This window comes from Christiangramia sp. OXR-203 (genome assembly GCF_034372165.1).
GTDB lineage: Bacteria > Bacteroidota > Bacteroidia > Flavobacteriales > Flavobacteriaceae > Christiangramia.
Genome location: NZ_CP139698.1, coordinates 2,022,132 through 2,041,815 on the forward strand (window position 1 = coordinate 2,022,132; position 19,684 = coordinate 2,041,815).

Genomic DNA, 19,684 nt, shown 5'->3' on the forward strand with positions numbered 1-19,684 from the left:
TATTAGTAATATATTATCCATTTCTATCTAAATTCCTTTTTTCCATCTCTGCCTTTACGATACCACGCTCAATAGCCTCTTCTTTTGAACAATTTTTGTTCAAATAGAAATCTCTTGCATAATTTAATGCTACTGCTCTAATATTTTCATCCAGCACATTTAGCCTCTCCTGGTAATCCTTAAATAAGTCCTCCTTCATTTTTTAAAATAGTTTTAGAACAAAAAACACCATAGTTAAGAGATATACAATATACGCTGCATCGAAAACGAATATCTGCCATCTGCTGAACCCGTGAAGCTCCTTGCTTTGATGAACAAATACCGAATATAAAAGCGGCATCAGTCCTACAAAAGCCAGGTTGACCCAAAACAACTGGAAATCTTCGATAGGTGTTGTTACCAATGCCAAAGGAAAAAATGCTATCGTCATGGTAACAGCATTATCGGCAATTACGCTCGTGGTGCCCGCGGTCACTTCACCTCCTTTTACCACACTCCATGTTTTAAATATTTCTGGGGCAGTCGTCATTATTCCGGTAATAAACAGCCCTCCAACAATTTCGGAAATGTTCAACACCGAAACAATATTTTCCGTAGCCTTAACAATAAAAAAAGCACCCACGGCTATTGCCATAGCTCCGGCTACTGATAACCACACTTTCTTCTTATCCCACTCCACACTTTCCCCTTTTTTCCTGCCTTTTATAATGGCACGCATTAAAAAAGCCGCATAGGCCGCCAGCATAATCCACCCATCAATGGGTTGTAACCCACGCCAGGCTTTTGGAAGGGTTAGTATAGCTACCAAAGCAATGATTGCCAGATAGGGGATGGACAATACCGAGACAGAACGTTTGTTCAGGGCCAGCAGGTTGGTATCTAAATGTTTTTGATGTTCCTTATTGTTTTTAAATTGTTTTCTGGAAGCGAAATAGGCGATGGTTACCATGAGTGGGATGGAAATTATATTGGAACCAAGCAAATTTCCTAATCCGATATCAGATACTCCCCGGGCAGCACTTGTAATATTTATCGCCACTTCCGGGCTCGCTGTTACAATAGCTAGGAAAGCTGCTCCTGCAGAAGCTGTAAGCCCCCATTGCTTACGCAGCATTTTCAAAGGTGTTAGGAGTTGATCAGCACCCCAATGTGCGGCCCAAGCTGCCAATCCCAATACTACTACCCAGAGCCAAACGTTCATAACTAATCGATTTTTATAATTGTCCTGTTACTTTCAGTATATTTCAACTTTTTCTTATCCGATATTTTCTGGTCTTTTTTTTGTTGGCTTTGAAAGATCAGGAGTAAAATCACTCCCGTGCTAATCCAAACATCTGCGGTATTGAATACAGGGTCGAAAAAAGTAAATTCATTGCCTCCCCATAATGGCAACCATTCCGGAAGCCTTGTATCAATAATAGGGAAGTACCACATATCCACCACATTGCCATTTAAAAATCCCGCATAACCACCGCCTGAGGGGAATATTTCTGCAATGTTGCGAAGTGCGGGATCACTTTTTTCAAAAAACAGTCCGTAAAATGCACCGTCAATCAAATTGCCCAATGCACCTGCGTATATAAATGCGGCACAGATTATAAAGACTTTTGCATATCCTTCACGTATCATCTTTTTGATATAAAAGGTCCCCCAAATAATGGCTGCTAAGCGAAATAGTATTAAAATAAATTTGGCCACATATCCCTCCCCAAATTTAAAGCCCCAGGCCATTCCGGAATTTTCCAAAAAATGCAAGCGAAACCAATCCAAGCCAAACACGTAGTACTCCTCGCCATAATAAAAATGGGTCTTCACATAAATCTTTATGGCTTGGTCTATTGCCAACAACAGTAAAATCAATAATGCTACATTTCTTTTATTCATAATCATTATGTTGTTAGCAATACATATTGTGTCGATCACATATTTAAATTATTTCGAAATTTTCAATATCCTTATGGCGCCTCGCATTACAAAAGTGAACACGATTCCACCAATGATCAAATCTGGCCATTTGCTATCCAGAAAATAGACCAAAACACCGGCCAGTATCACCCCACCGTTGACGATGATATCATTCGACGTAAAAATGGCACTGGCCTGCATATGCGCCTCCTTACTTTTGGCCTTATTTATCAACCAAAGCGAAATAAGGTTACCCAGAAGGGCGAAAATGGAAACAATGATCATCAATTGGAAAATTGGTGTTTCACTACTGGTAAAAAACCTTCTTAATACCTCTGCAAAACCAAGTGTTGCCAAGGCCATCTGAAAATACCCGCTGAATTTTGCCACCTTCTTTTTTCTGGAAATGGCACCACCTACTGCAAATAAACTTAGCGCATATACTATCGAATCTGCCAGCATATCCAACGAATCTGCAATAAGGCCCATAGAAGAAGAAATCCACCCCGTGGTCATTTCGATAATGAAAAAGCCGAAATTTATCCCGAGGACCCACCAAAGGATTGTTTTCTGTTTGGATTGGTCTTCTATTTCAGGAGGCTCGGCTTCTTCTGTCCCTTGGAAGGAATCCCCAAGGTTTAAACCGGCTATTGATGTTTGTATATCTTCGATTCCATTCACATGATATACTTCCAATTTCCTGTTGGGAATATCAAAATCCAAATATTTCACTTGTGTATAAGCCTCCAACTTCATCCGGATCATCTGTTCTTCTGAAGGACAGTCCATTTGACTTACTATAAAGGTACTTTTGTTCATTTCTCCCATATCACTTAACTATATTTTTCCTTCCTTTATTGGAAGTTAATAAGAGAATTACCGCACCGCCAATAGCTGCAAGTAACGAAGCTATCAAAATACTTATTTTCGAAATTTTAATCAATTCCTGATCATTAAATGCGAGATTGGTAATAAAAAGGGACATGGTAAAGCCAATTCCCGCAATCATACCAATTCCAATTATATGTTTCCAGTTTAGTGTAATATGTAATTCGGAAACTCCAAGTTTTTGCCCAATCAATGTAAAAATACCAATCCCTGTTACTTTACCAATTGCTAATCCCAAAAGGATCCCCAGCCCCAAAGAACCGGAAACAACCTCAATTAAATTTACATCGAGCTTTACTCCCGCATTCGCGACTGCAAAAATTGGAATGATAAAGAAAGCATTGAAATCAACAAGGGAATTTTCCAGTTTGAGCAAAGGAGGCCTTGAATTCTCAGTATCTGTTTTAATGGCTTTTAAAATTATTTGTTGTTTTTTATCCTGAAGGGGATTTAATTTTTCCAGCTCTGTTTTCTCAAGATTAGTAACGTTTGTGGCAGTCCTTTCTTTTAATATTTTACTGTCTAATTTGGGCACTATTGGAATGGTAATGGCAAAAAGTACCCCCGCAATAGTTGGATGGATCCCCGAATTAAGGAAGCAATACCATAAGATGATCCCAATAATAATATACCAAATCAAATTTTTGACCCCAGTCCAATTCATTAATAATAATAACCCAAATGCCCCCATGCCCGATCCAAGGTATATCCAGCTCAACTCGTTGCTATAAAACAATGCTATCACCAATATGGCCCCTATATCGTCAGCAATAGCGAGGGCTATTAAAAATGTTTTTAACTGCCTGGGGACATTTTTCCCCAGTAGGCCAATAATCCCTAGTGAATATGCGATATCGGTAGCCATAGGGATGCCCCAACCCTTTATATTTTCAGTGCCTAAATTTAGGCTAATAAAAATGAGGGCCGGAACTGCCATACCACCTAAAGCTGCCAACAAGGGGGCTGAGGCTTTTTTAATTGAAGATAATTCCCCCACCATAACCTCCCTCTTCAATTCAAGGCCGGCAACCAAAAAGAAAATTGCCATTAGGCCATCATTGATCCATTCTTCAATTGTTAGCCCAAAACTAAGATGCTCGGAAAATTCAAAAAGCAATTCATCGCCAAGAAAATGATGATAGGCACCTGCCCACTGTGAATTAGCTAAAAGAAGGGCAACTATAGTAGCAATTATTAAAAAAATCCCCCCAGCTGTTTCCCTGTCGAGGAACTTTGTTGCCGTTTCCCTGATATACCCAATAGTGGATTGATTTCGAACTGATTGCCCCATTTGATCTTATCTATTTTTTGAGTTAATTATTTAAACCTTAATATTTCAAAAAGCTCAGTAGCGTCTTAATTTTTAAGAACTTACTGTTAGGTCAACTTTAAATATGTAATGCCCTATCATCTGTAGCGGCCAGACACGCCTCTTTAAAGGTCTCTGAAAATGTGGGATGCCCGTGTGACATTCTTGCAATGTCTTCAGCAGATGCCCTAAATTCCATTGCTACCACCGCTTCGGTATAACTGTCTGCAATGCGAGGGCCTATCATATGCACGCCCAGTATCTCATCGGTCTGCTTATCTGCGATTACCTTTATAAAACCATCGGTATCCATACTTATCTTTGCCCGTGCGTTTGCCTTATAGGGGAAAGACCCTATTTTTATATTTTTATTGGCCTTTTTCAATTCTTCTTCCGTCAAGCCTACGCCGGCGACCTCGGGCTGGGTGTACACGATATTTGGGATGAGCGAATAATTAATATATGGCTTTTGACCAACAATAGTTTCGGCTACAAAAACGCCTTCTTCACTTGCTTTATGGGCAAGCATCGCCCCCCTGATTACATCCCCAATGGCATATATTCCTTTGACATTGGTTTCGAGATTCTCATCTACGATTATCTGTCCTTTTTCATTGATTTCCACTTCTATGTTTTCAAGTCCTAAATTTGCGGTGTACGGTTTTCGCCCAATGGCCATAAGGCAGTAATCGCCATCTAAACTCATTTCTTCTTTATCGGAAAGGTTTTCCGCTTTCAACACCACTTTGTTGTCCGTTGCTGTTGCATTCGTCACCTTATGTTTTAAATAGAATTCAATTCCCTGTTTTCTTAGGGAACGGTGCAATTGATGTCCCAATGCACCATCCATAGTGGCGATGAGGCTATCAAAATATTCTACTATAGAAACCTTTGAACCCAGGCGGGCGAATACGGAACCTATCTCCACACCGATAACGCCACCGCCAACGACCATTAAATGCTTGGGGATTTCCCGTAGGGCAAGGGCTTCGGTAGAAGAGATGATGCGCTTTTTGTCGATTTTAATATTGGGCAATGAAGCGGGTTTGGACCCTGTGGCAATGATGATTTTATCGGTTGCTATGGTTTCCGTTTTATCTTCGCCCTTAATTACAATCGTATTTTTATCCTTGATGGTGCCGTGGCCTTCATAAACGGCAACCTTGTTCTTTTTCATCAAATAGTCAACACCATTGATAATTTCCTGTACCACGTCCTGAACCCTTTGGTTCATTTTTAGGATATCGACATTGGCCTCTTTTACGTTGATCCCAAATTTTTCGAATTGATGCTTGAGCTTGTAATTATGTTCAGAGGCTTCCAACCAGGCTTTTGACGGGATACAGCCCACATTAAGACAGGTTCCTCCCAGGGTGCTATACCTTTCAACTATAGCCACTTTTAAACCTAATTGGGCACAACGGATTGCACCTACATACCCGCCCGGGCCAGATCCTATTATAGTTACATCAAATTTTTCCATATTCACATTTTTTTAAGTTAGTTACGGTGGAAAAAACCTTAAGCTTGACCATTGGGGGCTGGGATTCAGGCTTAAGGCACTTCCACCTATTATTTTTTACTACAATTTTTACATATCCCTTTTAATACCAGGTTCACATCGTTCACCTCATAATGGTCTGGCAAACTCTCTTCCGATATTTTATTTGGTAAACAGATTGTTTTCTTACAATCGGTACAATGAAAGTGCATATGTAAATCTGTACTGTGTTTAACATTGGTGTTTTCATCAGAAAGCGCATATTTTGCAAAAGCAGTTCCATCGTCAATTTGGTGCACCATGCTTTTTTTCTCAAAGAGCTTTATCGTCCTGTAGAAAGTGGTCTTATTGGCCGTTTTGATATTTTTATTGATAAAGACTTTTTGCATTTCATTTAAACTTACTGCATAAGTTTTCCTTTTGAGGTATTTGTATATCTTCGACCGCATTTGAGTAGGTCGAATACCGTGATTTGTTAATATTTTTTCCGTTTTTGTCATTTAATATTCTTTCAAAAAAGCTGGATTCTTCTAAGTCCCAATTTTTCTAATCTTTTTTATAAGCCAAAAGGCGTAGCGCATTGGCCACGACCACCAAGGTAGACCCCTCGTGAAATGCCACGGCTATCCCTATGTTTGCCCAGCTCAAAATGGTGGCCGGTATCAGCAGTGCCACAACCCCAAGGCTTACCCAAAGGTTCTGCTTGATAATAGCTTTTGCTTTTCTACTCAAGCCAATAGCAAAAGGCAGGGTTTCCAACTTGTCGGCCATTAGGGCAACATCCGCCGTTTCCAAGGCCACATCGCTTCCAGCCGCTCCCATTGCTATGCCCACGGTACTGTTCGCCATTGCGGGTGCATCGTTTACCCCGTCGCCTACCATTGCCACCTTGGATTCCTTTTCCTTTAGCTCTTTTATGGCATCCACTTTTTCCTCTGGTAACAAGCTCCCCCAAGCATCGGTCAATCCTATTTCTTTCGCCACGGCATCGGCAACCTTTTGGTTGTCACCAGTAAGCATAATCATTCGTTTGATACCGATTTCCTTTAATTTTTTGAGGGTTTCCTTGGCAGCTTCGCGAGGGGTATCCATTAGGGCAATAACACCTATATATTCTTGGTTTTTCCGAATAAGCATCGTAGTATTTCCCCCACCTTCGAGGTCACGGACTTTCGTTATTATCTCTTCGGAAGGGGTGCTCTCATCAAGCCCTTCGTACAGGTCGAGGTTACCGACATAGATTTTGTCATTGCCCAATGACGCTTTTATACCTTTGCCAAGCACGGCTTCCAAATCGGTTGCATCAGGTATTTCCTCGCCTTCCATCCGCTCCTTTCCATCGCGAACTACAGCTTTTGCCAGGGGATGATCACTCAAACTTTCCACAGCTACTGCAATTTTGAGAAGTTCATTTTCTGAAATATCCCCAAGTGGTACTACTTGCGTAAGTTTTGGCTTTCCTTCGGTCAGGGTACCCGTCTTGTCAAAGGCGAGCGCGGTAATAACCCCCAAGTCTTCCAAAGGACGACCCCCTTTGATAAGTACCCCGCCACGGGCCGCTCGTGCAACACCGCTCAATACCGCACTCGGGGTCGAAATCGCAAGGGCACAGGGACTGGCAGCTACCAATACGGCCATAGCCCTATAAAAGCTGGCACTAAACGGTTCATCGATGACCAGAAAAGCAAAGAGCAACAACACTACCAATACCAGTACGGAAGGCACAAAATATCTTTCAAATTTATCGGTAAGCAACTGGGTGGGCGATTTTTGGGTCTGGGCCTCGTTCACCAATTTTACCAATCGGGACAGTGTAGAGTCCTTTGCCTCTTTGATTACCTTTATTTCAAGCGTATTGTTGCCATTGATAGTCCCGGAAAAAACGCGGTTTTCGTCCTTTATATCATCGTCTGCCGAATAATCCTTACTCGTATCTTCCACAGGAATTTTATCCACCGGTACGCTTTCCCCTGTGATGGGGGCTTGGTTGACACTACTTTTACCATCGACCACAACGCCATCGGCAGATATTTTACTGTTTGGCTTAACTACAATAATATCGCCTTTATTCAACTTTTCAATACCAACTTCTTTGGTCTTTCCATCTTTTTTTAGCAAGGCCGTTTTCGGTGCTAAATCTGCCAGTGCCGCAATAGATTTTCGGGCTTTCTCCATCGCATAATGTTCAAGAGCGTGCCCGAGGCTGAACAGGAACAGTAACAAGGCACCTTCCGCCCAAGCGCCCAAAGCAGCGGCACCGATGGCGGCGACCAACATTAAAAAGTCGATTTCAAAACCACCTTTGGCCACTGTCTGTATGGCCTCTTTCGCGGTAAAATAACCTCCAAAAAAGTAGGCGCCTATGTAGAGGGACAAGCTGACCCAATCCGGTATCGAGTCCACGTAGGACAATCCGAAACCTATTCCGAGAAGGGCACCGCAAATGATGGCAAAAATAAGTTCGGTGTTTTTTCCAAAAACACCACCGTGGGCGTGGGAATGTTCTTCCCCGGCCCCGTGGCTTTCACCTTCCATATGATTCTGGACTTCGTTATCTTTATGCTTTTGTTCTTCTTTGCCCTTTGCCTTTTTTTTATTTAAATTTTGAGGATTCTTTTCCGCAGGTTCAAAGCCTTTATTCTCAGCAGAGGAGCTTTTATTAACTTTTATGTTTTCTTTTTCTAACTTTGCACTTATTTCATCAAAACTGGTCTCACGCTTATCATATTCTAAACGGATCATTCCTCCCGCATTGGCGGAAGCTTCCAAAACGCCTTTGATATTCAGCAGACTCTTTTCTATAGTCCTTGCATGCCGGGTATGTCTAATCCCCTCAACCTCTATAAGCAAATGTCCATATTTCTCGGTAATTTCAGCCCCGGTTCTTTCTGCCAATGATTGAATTCGGTCAATAGAGATAATGTCCGGATCATAATGAAAGCACAATTGTGGAACCGTATCTTCCTGATCATCTTTTATATGCACTTTTTCAAGACCTTCTTTGGCTTCTAATTCCTCAATAAGTCTTTGTACACAGGTATCTTTTTCATTTGGCACCTGAGGTAGCAGTACCGGAATTTTAAGTTGTAATTTTTTCATTTTAGGTATTGTTTGTTTTATATTTTTTCAAAAAAGGGAAATGATGTGAAACCAATAATAGAATAAGAAAAGCGGATGTAACACTTCCAATGAGGTACATACCAAACCCAATTGATATACCAACCGCGGCAGTGGCCCAAATTGTAGCTGCGGTAGTCAAACCGGAAATTAAATTTTTCGCGCTATCCCTAAAAATAATTCCTGCACCAAGGAACCCAATACCGGAAACAATATTGGCGACAATGCGGGTTTGGTCAGTTACTTCAATATGAGTATTGATTATTGTAATTAATGCGGCCCCAAGGCAAACGGCTGCATACGTTCTAATTCCTGCCGCATTTCCGTCAATTTCCCTATCGAGTCCTATCAGGACACCTAGTAAAAGAGCGACAAATAATCTCGGTATCAGTGTTATTTCAGTTTGAAAATCCATTGTATTCATCTTGTATTATAAAATATAATAATCTGTTGGCTCTTTCTTTACAGGAACATCTGTTTCACCTATCATTTGTTTAATGTTTATTTCTATCGTTTCGGCCAAATCAGTCATGGGTGTATCCAAAGGGTCGTTTTCAAAGGGATCCTGCATGAGTATGGATGTTTTTTCAATGGCAATGAAAATGACTGGTATAATAAATGTTATAGCGATTTCAACTGCTATATTTTTATCGTCCAATCCAAAAGGCAACATTGTAGCAAAAACGTAGATGATCAAATGAATCAATAAGCTGTGTGCTTTGGGGAAGACAGTATTTTTTATACGTTCGCATTTGCCCATTGAATCACATAACCTGGCTATAGTACTGTCTATCTGTACCTGCTGAAAATCATTGACCATACCAATTTCTTTTGCCTTTAACAAAGTTTCAGAGTGTTGTGACAATAAAGCATTAGGAATATTAAATGCTTTAATCCCATAGGATTCTGAGTATACCTTAACCCGAGTGGAAAAGGGTAGTTTCCTCAACGATTCCCCTAGGGCATAGCACCAGATTACCTGACGATCGGTCATCTCTTTCACCATCTTTTGATAGCCTCCTTGACCCCTTGCAAAAAAAGACACACACTGCCTGACCAGTGTTCTGGAATCATTGACAATAGCCCCCCAAATAATACGGGCTTCCCACCACCGTTCATAGGCTTGATTGGTTCGAAAACCCAAAAGTAGAGCCACCGCAGTACCAAAAACGCCGGTTATTGCAATTGGAATAGAGATTTTTGACAAAAAACCATATTGGTCCATATAGCCAACCAGAATTGAATAACTACCGATAAATATCAGGTCAAATTTTATGGTTTTCAAGAAGTCAAAAATTGATATCCGCTTATTTAAGAGCATATTTAAAAATTATTTAAGTCCGTTCAATAAGTTGTTTGCTTATTCTCATAATGTAAACTATACTTCATTGCTACATTTAGAACAAAATTTTGCATCCATAGGTATTGGTTCTTGACAACTTATGCATTTTACTTTACCTAAAGGCTCGCCACAATGTTGTCAAAAAGAAGCATTTTCAGGATTGTTTTTGCCGCATTTTGTACATCTCACAACAACCTTGGGTTCATTAAATCTTGGGGCATTATTTTTACGTTGATGCTTGTTGGAATGATGACCATAATTTCCTCTTAATAAATGTTTTAAAAATCCCATATTGTTTAGTTTAAGTATGTTTCCATATATTCCAACGCCTCGGGCATATCCAACTCGCGGGTTCCGTTCCCGGTTCTGATAAAGAAATGCGAACGATCGCCCAAATTCAAATACACAGGTTTTTGTGATTTGTGAACCCTTACATAACAGATATCCTTTTCTTCAAATTGGTGAAAAGACACTTTAACCAAAGTGCAAAAATGGGTACCCAACTTGAGGGACACCAATTGCATTATATATTGCTCAAACCCGTCCTTGCCAGGTTTTTTTAAAGTACCATAATCCTGTTCCAGCCCCAGAATACTACCTTCATCATCAATTCCGATAATTAAATGCCCTCCTTGGGTGTTCATAAACCCGGCAATTGTTTTTGCTATTACGTCTTCCAAAGCCTTATTCGGTTTAAACTGCCTCAAATCCCATCTCAAGGTAGATTTAAATTCTACTTGCTGGTTTTCTCCTGCCGCAATCAGCTCTCTGATCTCCTCCAGCTTATCTCTTCTTCCGGTCAATTGAAATATTCTTTGCCTGACCATAAACATAAGCGACAAGGCAATGCCCAGCAGTCCAAATAGCAATTTGATTATGGCTTGATCCAAATCCCATACTCTAAATTCCTGCTGATATGAAGCAAGCAGGTATTTCCACCATTCGCCATTATCTCCCTGCATGTCATACATGTGGAGTGAAATAGCCAGGGGCTGTATTATAAATAAGCCAAGGGCTAATCCAATGAATATAAAAACAAATACTTTCCGTTTTTTCATTTTTACCTTCTTTTATATGCCATAGGTGCCATCGGCTTCGATACCTGTGGCCTTATAACTACTTCTTCTTATCCTGAAGGACTTTCTTCTTTTGTTCAAATTCCTCATCGCTTATCTCGTCCCGGGCGTATCGATCTCTCAGGGCTTCCATAGCCTTATCTTTCCGTCTGTTTTGTCCCGGCGTGGGGTAAGGAATTAAGAATATCCAAAAGATAAGGATTATCCAAAGCCCCCACCATATCCAGTGCATTCCCCCAAAATATCAGTCGTCCATCATAATCTTTCTGTTTAAATTTATTTAACTTTTTTAATGATTTCCTTTCTCCATCCATTCCTTGGCCAAATCTTTTTCTTCAGGGCTAAAGAATTTAATATGTGCCTTTGTAAAGGGTATCAAAACTTCCGTAAACTGTTCCTTCCATTTTGTATTTCCCACCAATGCAACCTTTTTAACGCGTTCTTCGTTCGGAAGTTTCAGTTCAATGCCCTTCCAATACGCACTTGCGGTCCACCCCTCAAAATTTTACATTATTAGTAATAAGCGAAAAATGATAAGACGGAAATATTTATATATCACATCTATCTCCCTAATTGCGGTACAAATTTTGTACGGCAGGAGGATATTTTATTTACACTTATTACATCTCCCCAGCGCTATTTTAATAAGGCACTACTGGAAGAGGATGGGATTCTATTTATACTTTTTCATCTTTCTATGTTATTTTGAATTAAATGGCATTCACTCTTTCTTTAAAATAAGCTGGGCAAATTTTATTTCTATGGATCCTTCAAGTCCAGGAACCACTTGATTTAAGCTTGGGCTTATAGTTTTCTCTATAAATCCACCGGCACTTAAAAGACAGGAAAATGTAGGACCTTGGGGGATGTGGGTCAATGTCGCTTTAAAGTAGTTTTGCACTTCTTTATTAGGAAGCCTGATCGTTACCAACCAATTAAAATCAATTGGTTCATGTGGGCGCAAAAGGAAATCCTCAACCGGGACCTTCCCGGTAAATCTTATCCATATAGGTGCTTGAGTACTTTTAAGATAGGTGGCTAGCTGTGGATTATTTGTGTCTATAGTTCTCAAATTTATGGAACCCGTAATTTCTTTACTTGTGTAATCAAAAAACATGGAAAGTTGATGGCTTTCCGCCTTAAATGCCTTGCCATCTATATTAGCTTTTATAAGGATATGCCCCTCCCGTGTACTGTATATAGTTTGGGTATGCAGGATAGGAGCCAGCATTAAAAAAAATATAGTTAGTTGTCCTTTTCCCATTATTTTTCCTGCCTAATTTTTTTCTGGTCCTTTGGTTCATTTTTATTTTGAAGAATATTTACCCGGTGTTTATATTCTTCCTCGCTTATTTCGCCCCGTGCAAAACGCTCCCTTAGAATTTCCATTGCTCCGTCTTTTTTCCGTTTTTGTCCAGGGGTGGGGTAAGGAATTAAAAATATCCAAAAGATAAGAATTATCCAAAGTCCCCACCATATCCAGTGCATTCCCCCAAAATTCCAGTTGTCCATCATAATCTTTCTATTTAACTTTTTTAATGATTTCCTTTCTCCATCCATTCCTTGGCCAAATCTTTTTCTTCAGGGCTAAAGCATTTAATATGTGCCCTTGTAAAGGGTATCAAAACTTCCGTAAATTGCTCTTGCCATTTTGTATTTCCCACCAATGCAACCTTTTTAACGCGTTCTTCATTCGGAAGTTTCAGTTCAATGCCCTCCCAATACGCACTTGCGGTCCACCCCTCAAAATTTTCCATTTCAATATACCAGTACACTTTATGGTTTGACTGTATATGGTTTTTTAATTGAGATATCAAATTGTCATAATCGGTAGCATCCAATCTATTTTGAGCTACCATATATACCTTGCTTTCTTTCTTATAAATTTTCATCATTGTTCCAATTTTTTAAATCAAAAAACTTAATCCAAGTCATTGCTACATTTCTCACAGACTCCCTTGGCCACCAGATTGATATCCTCTGCCACATAGCCTTCGGGCAGGTTTATCTGAGGGATTTTGTGCTCTGTAAGGCACACGGTTTCCCCGCAACTATTGCAATGAAAATGTAAGTGAAGGTCGTTTCCCACCTCACATTCACAATTGTCTTCGCACAGGGCATATTTAATGATGCCGGTGCCATCCTCAATTTGATGCACGATTCCTTTTTCTTCAAATGTCTTCATAGTACGGAAAAGCGTACTCCTTTCCGAGCTTTCGAAATCCTTTCCAAGGTCGCCTAAGCTAACGGCCACATTCAGTTGTGCCAGCCGTCTATAGGTCATCAAGCGCATTGCCGTAGGGCGGATGCCTTTGCTTTCCAACTTTTTTACTATTTTTTCCATTTGCTATAAAAGTATTTAGGGGTCGTAACGCTTTATGGATTCCCCGGTTTTTATCTGGAAGGCATCTTCAATATCGGAAAGATAAATTATTCCGTCACCGGGTTCAGTTGTTTTTGCATTCTCAAGGATAATATCTATTGCTGATTGTGCTTCTTCGTTTTGACATACCAGTTCTAACTTTACAACCGGACTGTCTGTTACACGGAAATCTAAAGAAGGTGATGCGCCTTTTGCTTTAAAAGCCCCGGTACCTTCCCCCTGGGAAAGCGTCATACTTTTGAATCCACTTTCACTAAGGGATTCTATCACTTTTTGAACTCGTTTCGGTTTTATAAATGCTTTTATTTCTTTCATTGCTGTAATATTAATTTTAGTATTAAGGATGAACCCTCTGGAATTTTAATTAAGACAAACATTTAACAGAGAGTCCATCCATCTAATTTTTTTAATTTAATGACCATGGGAAGTCTGGCTTTTCTGCATTTCAGAAACCAGATAATAGGCATTATTATAGGCAACCAACGTACCTTCAGGCAGAGGCTCCAGCAGTTTAATTTCAACCCAACCATCTTCATTTATTCCCGTTCTAACCTGCACTGGTTTCAATTCCCATTCGGTTTCACCATCTTCCTGGTGTTTTTGGGCCGTAAAGATGTAGGGATTTCCTTCTTCTTCAATTATTGCTTCTTCCGGTAAGGCAGGAACAGCTTCTTCACCGGTCCTGATTTTTCCGTTTATATACATCCCCGGAATTAGAAAATCTTCTTTATTATCGATTTCTGCATGCACATGTACCGCTTTGGGGTTTTGTTCAAATTGTTTCCCCACTGAATAAATTTCCCCGGTTAAATTACTGCCTGGAACCGATTCCAGTGTAAACGCAATCTTTTGGCCTTCTTTCACCTTATAAATATCTTTTTCAAAAACCATTAGATCGGCATGCACATGTTCATTATCAACTACCATAAACATACTGGTCTGAGGGTCTACATATTGTCCTACCTGTACCAGTACTTTTTCAATATAACCTCCAATTGGGCTTACTACCGGAATATATTCATATAATTCACCGTCTCTAACCTGGGAAGCATTTAGGTTTAACTGCCGTAACTGTGATTCATACCCCCGCACTTCACCTTGTACAGACTGGTAATCTGATTGGGTTTGTTGAAAAGATTTTCCAGATCCTACCTCTGCTTCATATAAACGTTTCTGTCTTTCAAATTCCTTTTCCAAAAATTGCATCCTACTATATGCATTAATATAATCAGACTGCATTCTGGTTAAATTTGGGTGAGAAAGATAAGCCAACACCTGACCTTTATTTACCTTATCCCCCTCAATAACCTTTATAGAAGTTATATTACCGCCTAAAATTGCCGTAACGGTAGCTTCATATTGTGGCGGCACTTCTAACTGGCCATTGGCTTCCACAATACCGGACAAAGCTTTTTTAGGCAAGGTATCTACTTTAATCCCCAGACTATTGAATTTCATTTCTGAAAGATGTACCGAACGCATCCCTCCTTCTTCTTCATCTCCTTCCTCACCGTGATTTTCACCTTCTTCGGTATTAGTAGTTGCAGTTTCACTGGAAGCATCTTCCCCTGCCGCAGGATTTTCTTTACATCCAAAGAATATGCTGAGCGTTAAGGCAAGCATTAGAATATTTATTGATCTTGTATTCATATCGATTTTCTTATTTTAATTTTTAATTTGAATTCTTAAGGTAATATTCCAGTTGGTAACGGCTGTCGAGATAATCGTTAAAAGCACTCCAGGCATTTACCTCGATTCTAATGGCATCTCTTATATTTTGGAGAAATGTCACATAATCGATAGCGCCTTCCTTAAAGGCCAGCACTGATCCATCTTGTTGCTCTTTAGCCAAGGGAAGCGCTTCATCCTTATAATAATTCCATGAATTTCTCCATTTGATGAATTCTTCCCGCATATTTTTATAGGCGGTTTCCAATTCGAGTTTATCCTGGTAAAAATTTTGCTCTGCAATCTTTCGATTCACTTTTGCTTCCTGAGTACGGCCTAATTCAGGCCCAAAGAATAACGGAATTTGAATTCCTATTTGATATTGGAAGAAACCCGATTGCCCGGCTATTTCCTGCCTACCGTACTGACCCTGAAATTTGGGCAAAAATTCAGATTTTCGTTCTCTGGTAACCGCTTTGGCAACATCTATCCTTTGTTCCGAAACCTGTAGCAACGGATGATTTTCAAGCGACTCTACCAGAAAGTTTAAAGGTTTGTCTAAAGTTTCAACAGGCAAATCTGGTACATCATAAATCGTATCACTAACAAACCATAGGTTTAAACGCTGTATTGATTTCAGGTAATTTCGGTATGACTGTTCCAGCTGTATTTTAACCTCGTTCGCCTGGTTGGAGGTAGCAAGATATTCCAGTTTAGAGGTAGCTTCTGTCTCATACCGGATTCTTGCAGCCCTTTCAATATCTTCAAAAATTGAATCCATTTTTCTATATACCTGATACGCCTTTTTAGTTGTATAAACAGATGTCCAGGCCCTGCTTACTTCACGTTCAATTTCAATAGTAGATAGCTCTAAGGCATTTTCAGCAAGTGCCACCCTTTCTTTCTGTAATTTCAAACGGGGAGCTATTCCAAAAACATCTATGCCTTGTTGTTGAACACCAATTTGGGTATAGATCCCATCAGAACCATTTCCTACCTCTTCTTTTCCTGTAAAGATTTGGGTATTCCCAAAATCATAAGCGGTTTTACGCAATACTTCCTCACTTTCAATTTCAAGTTGGGCAGCTTTTAATTGTGGAAAGTTTTGGATTGCCATTTCTTTAGCCTCTTCCAAACTAATAGTTTGTAAAGAATCCTGTATTGGATTTTCCGATGACATTTCATCAGATTGTGCATTTACGGAAAAGGTTCCGCCTAACATCAATCCAATTATCAAAATTGTGGCTAAAGATCGTGAATTGGAAGAACCAAGCTTGTTCTGTTCCTTTTTCTCTCGTCTCTTCTCTACAAATGTATAAAGGACAGGAAGAACAACCAGAGTAAGTAAGGTAGCTGTAAGCATGCCTCCAATAACAACCGTAGCAAGGGGTCGTTGTACTTCAGCTCCTGCTGACGATGAAAAAGCCATCGGCAGAAATCCAAAAATATCTGTTGTTGCTGTTAACATAATAGGTCGTATTCGTTCTTTGGTTCCTGTAAAAATTCTATCTTTTATACTGGTTACCCCTTCTTCTTTTAAGGAATTAAACCTGTTAATAAGCACCAGCCCGTTTAAAACGGCAACCCCAAACAATACAATGAAGCCTACACCAGCTGAAATACTAAACGGCATATCTCTTAACCAAAGAGCAAATATTCCTCCAATAGCCGCCAGTGGAATGGCTATATAGATCATAATTGATTGGGAAAAAGATTGGAGTGCAAAGTACAGAAGCACGAATATCAGAAATAGAGCGATGGGCACTACTATTTGTAAACGCCCTTTTGCTCTTTGAAGGTTTTCAAACTCCCCACCATAAGTAATGTAATATCCTGGAGGTAAATCTAACTCTTCATCCAATTTTTGCTGGATGTCATTTACCACAGATTCCACATCCCTCCCGCGGGCATTAACTCCCACATAGGTTCTTCTAAAGGTGTTATCCCTGGAAATTTGCATAGGACCCGGTACATAACTAATATCAGCTACTTCCTTAATCGGAACCTGGGTTCCATCCGGCAGATCTATATAGAGGGTACGTAAATCATCAATGCTTTGGCGGTGCGCCTCATCAAAACGTATAACCATATCAAACCGCTTTTCCCCTTCAAAGATCACTCCGGCCGTTCCTCCGGCAAAAGCTGCACTTATATAATCGTTAATCTTTTCAATGTCCAATCCATATTGCGCAATTTTTTTACGATTAAACCGCACCGTCATTTGTGGAAGACCAGATGTTCGTTCAGGGTTCACATCTCCTACGCCCGGTATAGTCTGTATTATTTCAGCCATTTTATCAGCTTTTTCAGCAAGAAGGTCTAAATCTTCACCATATAATTTTACCGCAACATCTTCCCTGACCCCGGTAAGCAGTTCATTAAAACGAAGCTCTACAGGCTGGCTAAAAACCAGGTTGACTCCCGTAAGTTCTTCATTAAGTTTCTCTTTGATCTTTTCTATCAATTCCTCTTTAGAACTTGCCGAAGTCCAATTATCCATATCCTTCTCTAATACAATAAACATATCGGCAATATCCATAGGCATTGGATCAGTAGGGATATCGGCAACCCCAATCCTCGCTACGGCGGTTTCTACTTCCGGGAAATTCTCAAGAAGGATATCTTCTATTTTTGTGGAAACATCAATTGCTTCACTCAAACCACTTCCAGGTCTTATTAAAGCCTGCATGGCGATATCCCCTTCATCAAGTTGAGGGACAAATTCCCCTCCCATTCTGGAAAAGATAAAACCGGCTACTATAAGTAAGACAACCGCAGACCCCAATACTATAAACTTCAATCTTAAAGCTCCTTTTAATAAAGGCATGTATCCTTTTTGAATCCCTCCAATAATTTTATCACTAACTTTTTCCAGCCAGCGTTCAAACTTTCCAAACCAGTTCTTTTTATTCTGAATTGGTTTCATAAATAAAGCAGACATCATAGGGACATAGGTAAGGCATAAGAAAATAGCACCTATCATAGCAAAACCAAAAGTAAATGCCATTGGCCGAAACATTTTCCCTTCTACCCCCGTAAGAAAAAGAATGGGCGCAAATACGATAAGAATGATAATTTGTCCAAAAAAGGCCGAACCCATCATCGTACTTCCGGCATCATAGGCTACTTCATCCATTTTAGCCTTATTAAATTTTATTTTGCCGGAACGCATCCGTTTTTGTATTTCATATACCGTACCCTCAATGATGATCACAGCACCGTCTATAATAATTCCAAAGTCAATAGCTCCCAAACTCATTAGATTGGCCCAGACATTAAATTGCTTCATTAATATAAAAGCAAAAAGAAGTGATAAAGGAATGGTCGTAGCGGTTATAAGTCCACCTCTTAAGCTACCTAATAGTATCACCAGGGCAAAAATCACGATTAAAGCACCTTCCAGAAGATTCTGGGTCACGGTACTCGTAGTTCTTTCAATTAAAACACTTCTGTCAAGGAAGGGTTCTATTGATAAACCTTCAGGCAAAGATTGTTCTACCGTCTCCATACGATCCTGAACATTTGCAATTACTTTATTAGGATTTGCACCTTTCAACATGAGCACCATACCGCCAACAGCTTCACGGCCATCCTGGGTAAAAGCACCATAGCGTACCTGGCTACCAAACTGGACCTCTTCAGCTGCATCTCCAATTGTTACAGGCACTCCATTTTCATTCTTGATAACAATAGATTTTATATCATCTAGTGACCTGATTAAACCCTCACCACGGATAAAATTGGCCATATTATTTTTTTCTATATATGCACCGCCTGTATTAACATTATTTTTTTGCAGGGCATCGAAGACTTGGGAAATAGAAACGTTTAACGCATTCAGTTTTTCGGGATTAATGGCAATTTCATATTGTTTTATAGAGCCCCCAAATGAATTTACCTCTACTACACCTTCGACGAGGGTCATTTGACGCTTTACGATCCAATCCTGGATGGTACGCAATTCCGTAGGGGAATAAACAGTGTCATACTCTTTTTGTGGCTTTATCGTATATTGATAAATCTCACCCAAGCCTGTAGTAATGGGTCCCATAGCGGGACTTCCAAATTTTTCAGGTATTTGGTCCCTGACTTCGTTTAGTTTTTCCTGAACCAGTTGACGGGGTTTGTAAATGCCCATATCGTCCTCAAAAACAATTGTAACCACGGAAAGGCCAAATCGGGAAACAGATCGTATTTCCGTAACCCCAGGTAAATTACCCATCGAAAGTTCAACGGGATAGGTTACAAACTGTTCAATATCTTCAGTGGCAAGATTTGGTGACTGGGTGATCACCTGAACCTGATTGTTAGTAATATCTGGTACCGATCCCAGGTTTACGGTGGACATGGACCAAATACCCATTCCTATAAGCGCTAAGGTAAGTAGCCCAATAATAAATTTATTATTAATGGAAAATGCGATTATCTTATTAATCATATAAATAAAAATTTAATTCAGTTAAAATTCTTGATAATAATTTTGTGCCTAACAAAA

The 19,684-nt window shown here is 39.9% G+C and carries 21 protein-coding genes; all 21 read right to left on the reverse strand.

Features of this window, described 5'->3' with window-relative positions; genetic code table 11:
• Positions 1-13: 13 nt before the first annotated feature.
• Complete coding sequence (locus T8I65_RS09235; protein WP_011709098.1) at positions 14-199, reverse strand: hypothetical protein; 186 nt, start codon at positions 197-199, stop codon at positions 14-16.
• A 3-nt stretch (positions 200-202) separates the two neighbouring features.
• Positions 203-1,201 (reverse strand): sodium:calcium antiporter, encoded by a 999-nt coding sequence (locus T8I65_RS09240; RefSeq protein WP_011709097.1) that lies wholly within the window; start codon positions 1,199-1,201, stop codon positions 203-205.
• 2 nt (positions 1,202-1,203) lie between these two features.
• Positions 1,204-1,884 (reverse strand): lipoprotein signal peptidase, encoded by a 681-nt coding sequence (locus tag T8I65_RS09245; protein WP_041250265.1) that lies wholly within the window; start codon positions 1,882-1,884, stop codon positions 1,204-1,206.
• A gap of 48 nt (positions 1,885-1,932) precedes the next feature.
• On the reverse strand, positions 1,933-2,733 hold the full coding sequence (locus T8I65_RS09250; RefSeq protein WP_011709095.1) for a cation transporter: 801 nt from the start codon (positions 2,731-2,733) through the stop codon (positions 1,933-1,935).
• A 1-nt stretch (position 2,734) separates the two neighbouring features.
• Positions 2,735-4,084, reverse strand: a complete 1,350-nt coding sequence (gene nhaA, locus T8I65_RS09255) for a Na+/H+ antiporter NhaA (RefSeq protein WP_011709094.1) — start codon at positions 4,082-4,084, stop codon at positions 2,735-2,737.
• A 97-nt stretch (positions 4,085-4,181) separates the two neighbouring features.
• Positions 4,182-5,585: a dihydrolipoyl dehydrogenase gene (gene lpdA, locus T8I65_RS09260; RefSeq protein WP_011709093.1), complete on the reverse strand. Its 1,404-nt coding sequence runs from the start codon at positions 5,583-5,585 to the stop codon at positions 4,182-4,184.
• 89 nt (positions 5,586-5,674) lie between these two features.
• Positions 5,675-6,103, reverse strand: coding sequence for a Fur family transcriptional regulator (locus tag T8I65_RS09265; RefSeq protein WP_011709092.1), 429 nt, complete (start codon positions 6,101-6,103; stop codon positions 5,675-5,677).
• Positions 6,104-6,149: 46 nt separating this feature from the next.
• On the reverse strand, positions 6,150-8,702 hold the full coding sequence (locus T8I65_RS09270; RefSeq protein WP_011709091.1) for a heavy metal translocating P-type ATPase: 2,553 nt from the start codon (positions 8,700-8,702) through the stop codon (positions 6,150-6,152).
• A gap of 1 nt (position 8,703) precedes the next feature.
• Positions 8,704-9,144: an MgtC/SapB family protein gene (locus T8I65_RS09275; RefSeq protein ID WP_322300393.1), complete on the reverse strand. Its 441-nt coding sequence runs from the start codon at positions 9,142-9,144 to the stop codon at positions 8,704-8,706.
• Positions 9,145-9,150: 6 nt separating this feature from the next.
• Entirely contained in the window at positions 9,151-10,041 is an 891-nt protein-coding gene (locus T8I65_RS09280; protein ID WP_011709089.1) for a bestrophin family protein, read from the reverse strand.
• Between the two features lie 57 nt (positions 10,042-10,098).
• Positions 10,099-10,164, reverse strand: coding sequence for a zinc-ribbon domain-containing protein (locus tag T8I65_RS15765; RefSeq protein WP_416173215.1), 66 nt, complete (start codon positions 10,162-10,164; stop codon positions 10,099-10,101).
• A gap of 194 nt (positions 10,165-10,358) precedes the next feature.
• On the reverse strand, positions 10,359-11,120 hold the full coding sequence (locus T8I65_RS09285; RefSeq protein ID WP_011709087.1) for a helix-turn-helix domain-containing protein: 762 nt from the start codon (positions 11,118-11,120) through the stop codon (positions 10,359-10,361).
• A 58-nt stretch (positions 11,121-11,178) separates the two neighbouring features.
• A complete protein-coding gene (locus tag T8I65_RS09290) occupies positions 11,179-11,271 on the reverse strand; it encodes an SHOCT domain-containing protein (protein WP_011709086.1) in 93 nt (30 codons plus the stop codon).
• A gap of 156 nt (positions 11,272-11,427) precedes the next feature.
• Entirely contained in the window at positions 11,428-11,604 is a 177-nt protein-coding gene (locus tag T8I65_RS09295; protein ID WP_373284026.1) for an STAS/SEC14 domain-containing protein, read from the reverse strand.
• A 255-nt stretch (positions 11,605-11,859) separates the two neighbouring features.
• Positions 11,860-12,402, reverse strand: coding sequence for a hypothetical protein (locus tag T8I65_RS09300; protein WP_011709083.1), 543 nt, complete (start codon positions 12,400-12,402; stop codon positions 11,860-11,862).
• Complete coding sequence (locus T8I65_RS09305) at positions 12,402-12,698, reverse strand: SHOCT domain-containing protein (RefSeq protein WP_011709082.1); 297 nt, start codon at positions 12,696-12,698, stop codon at positions 12,402-12,404. The genes T8I65_RS09300 and T8I65_RS09305 overlap by 1 nt, the downstream gene beginning before the upstream one ends.
• Positions 12,674-13,033 carry an STAS/SEC14 domain-containing protein gene (locus tag T8I65_RS09310; protein WP_011709081.1) on the reverse strand — a complete coding sequence of 120 codons (360 nt, stop codon included), beginning with the start codon at positions 13,031-13,033 and terminating at the stop codon, positions 12,674-12,676. Before T8I65_RS09310 ends, T8I65_RS09305 begins: the two co-directional genes overlap by 25 nt.
• A 26-nt stretch (positions 13,034-13,059) precedes the next feature.
• Entirely contained in the window at positions 13,060-13,482 is a 423-nt protein-coding gene (locus T8I65_RS09315) for a Fur family transcriptional regulator (RefSeq protein WP_008613756.1), read from the reverse strand.
• A 15-nt stretch (positions 13,483-13,497) separates the two neighbouring features.
• Positions 13,498-13,836, reverse strand: a complete 339-nt coding sequence (locus T8I65_RS09320; protein WP_008613762.1) for a P-II family nitrogen regulator — start codon at positions 13,834-13,836, stop codon at positions 13,498-13,500.
• A gap of 96 nt (positions 13,837-13,932) precedes the next feature.
• On the reverse strand, positions 13,933-15,171 hold the full coding sequence (locus tag T8I65_RS09325) for an efflux RND transporter periplasmic adaptor subunit (protein WP_011709080.1): 1,239 nt from the start codon (positions 15,169-15,171) through the stop codon (positions 13,933-13,935).
• A 22-nt stretch (positions 15,172-15,193) separates the two neighbouring features.
• Positions 15,194-19,627: a CusA/CzcA family heavy metal efflux RND transporter gene (locus T8I65_RS09330; protein ID WP_011709079.1), complete on the reverse strand. Its 4,434-nt coding sequence runs from the start codon at positions 19,625-19,627 to the stop codon at positions 15,194-15,196.
• Positions 19,628-19,684 lie beyond the last annotated feature (57 nt).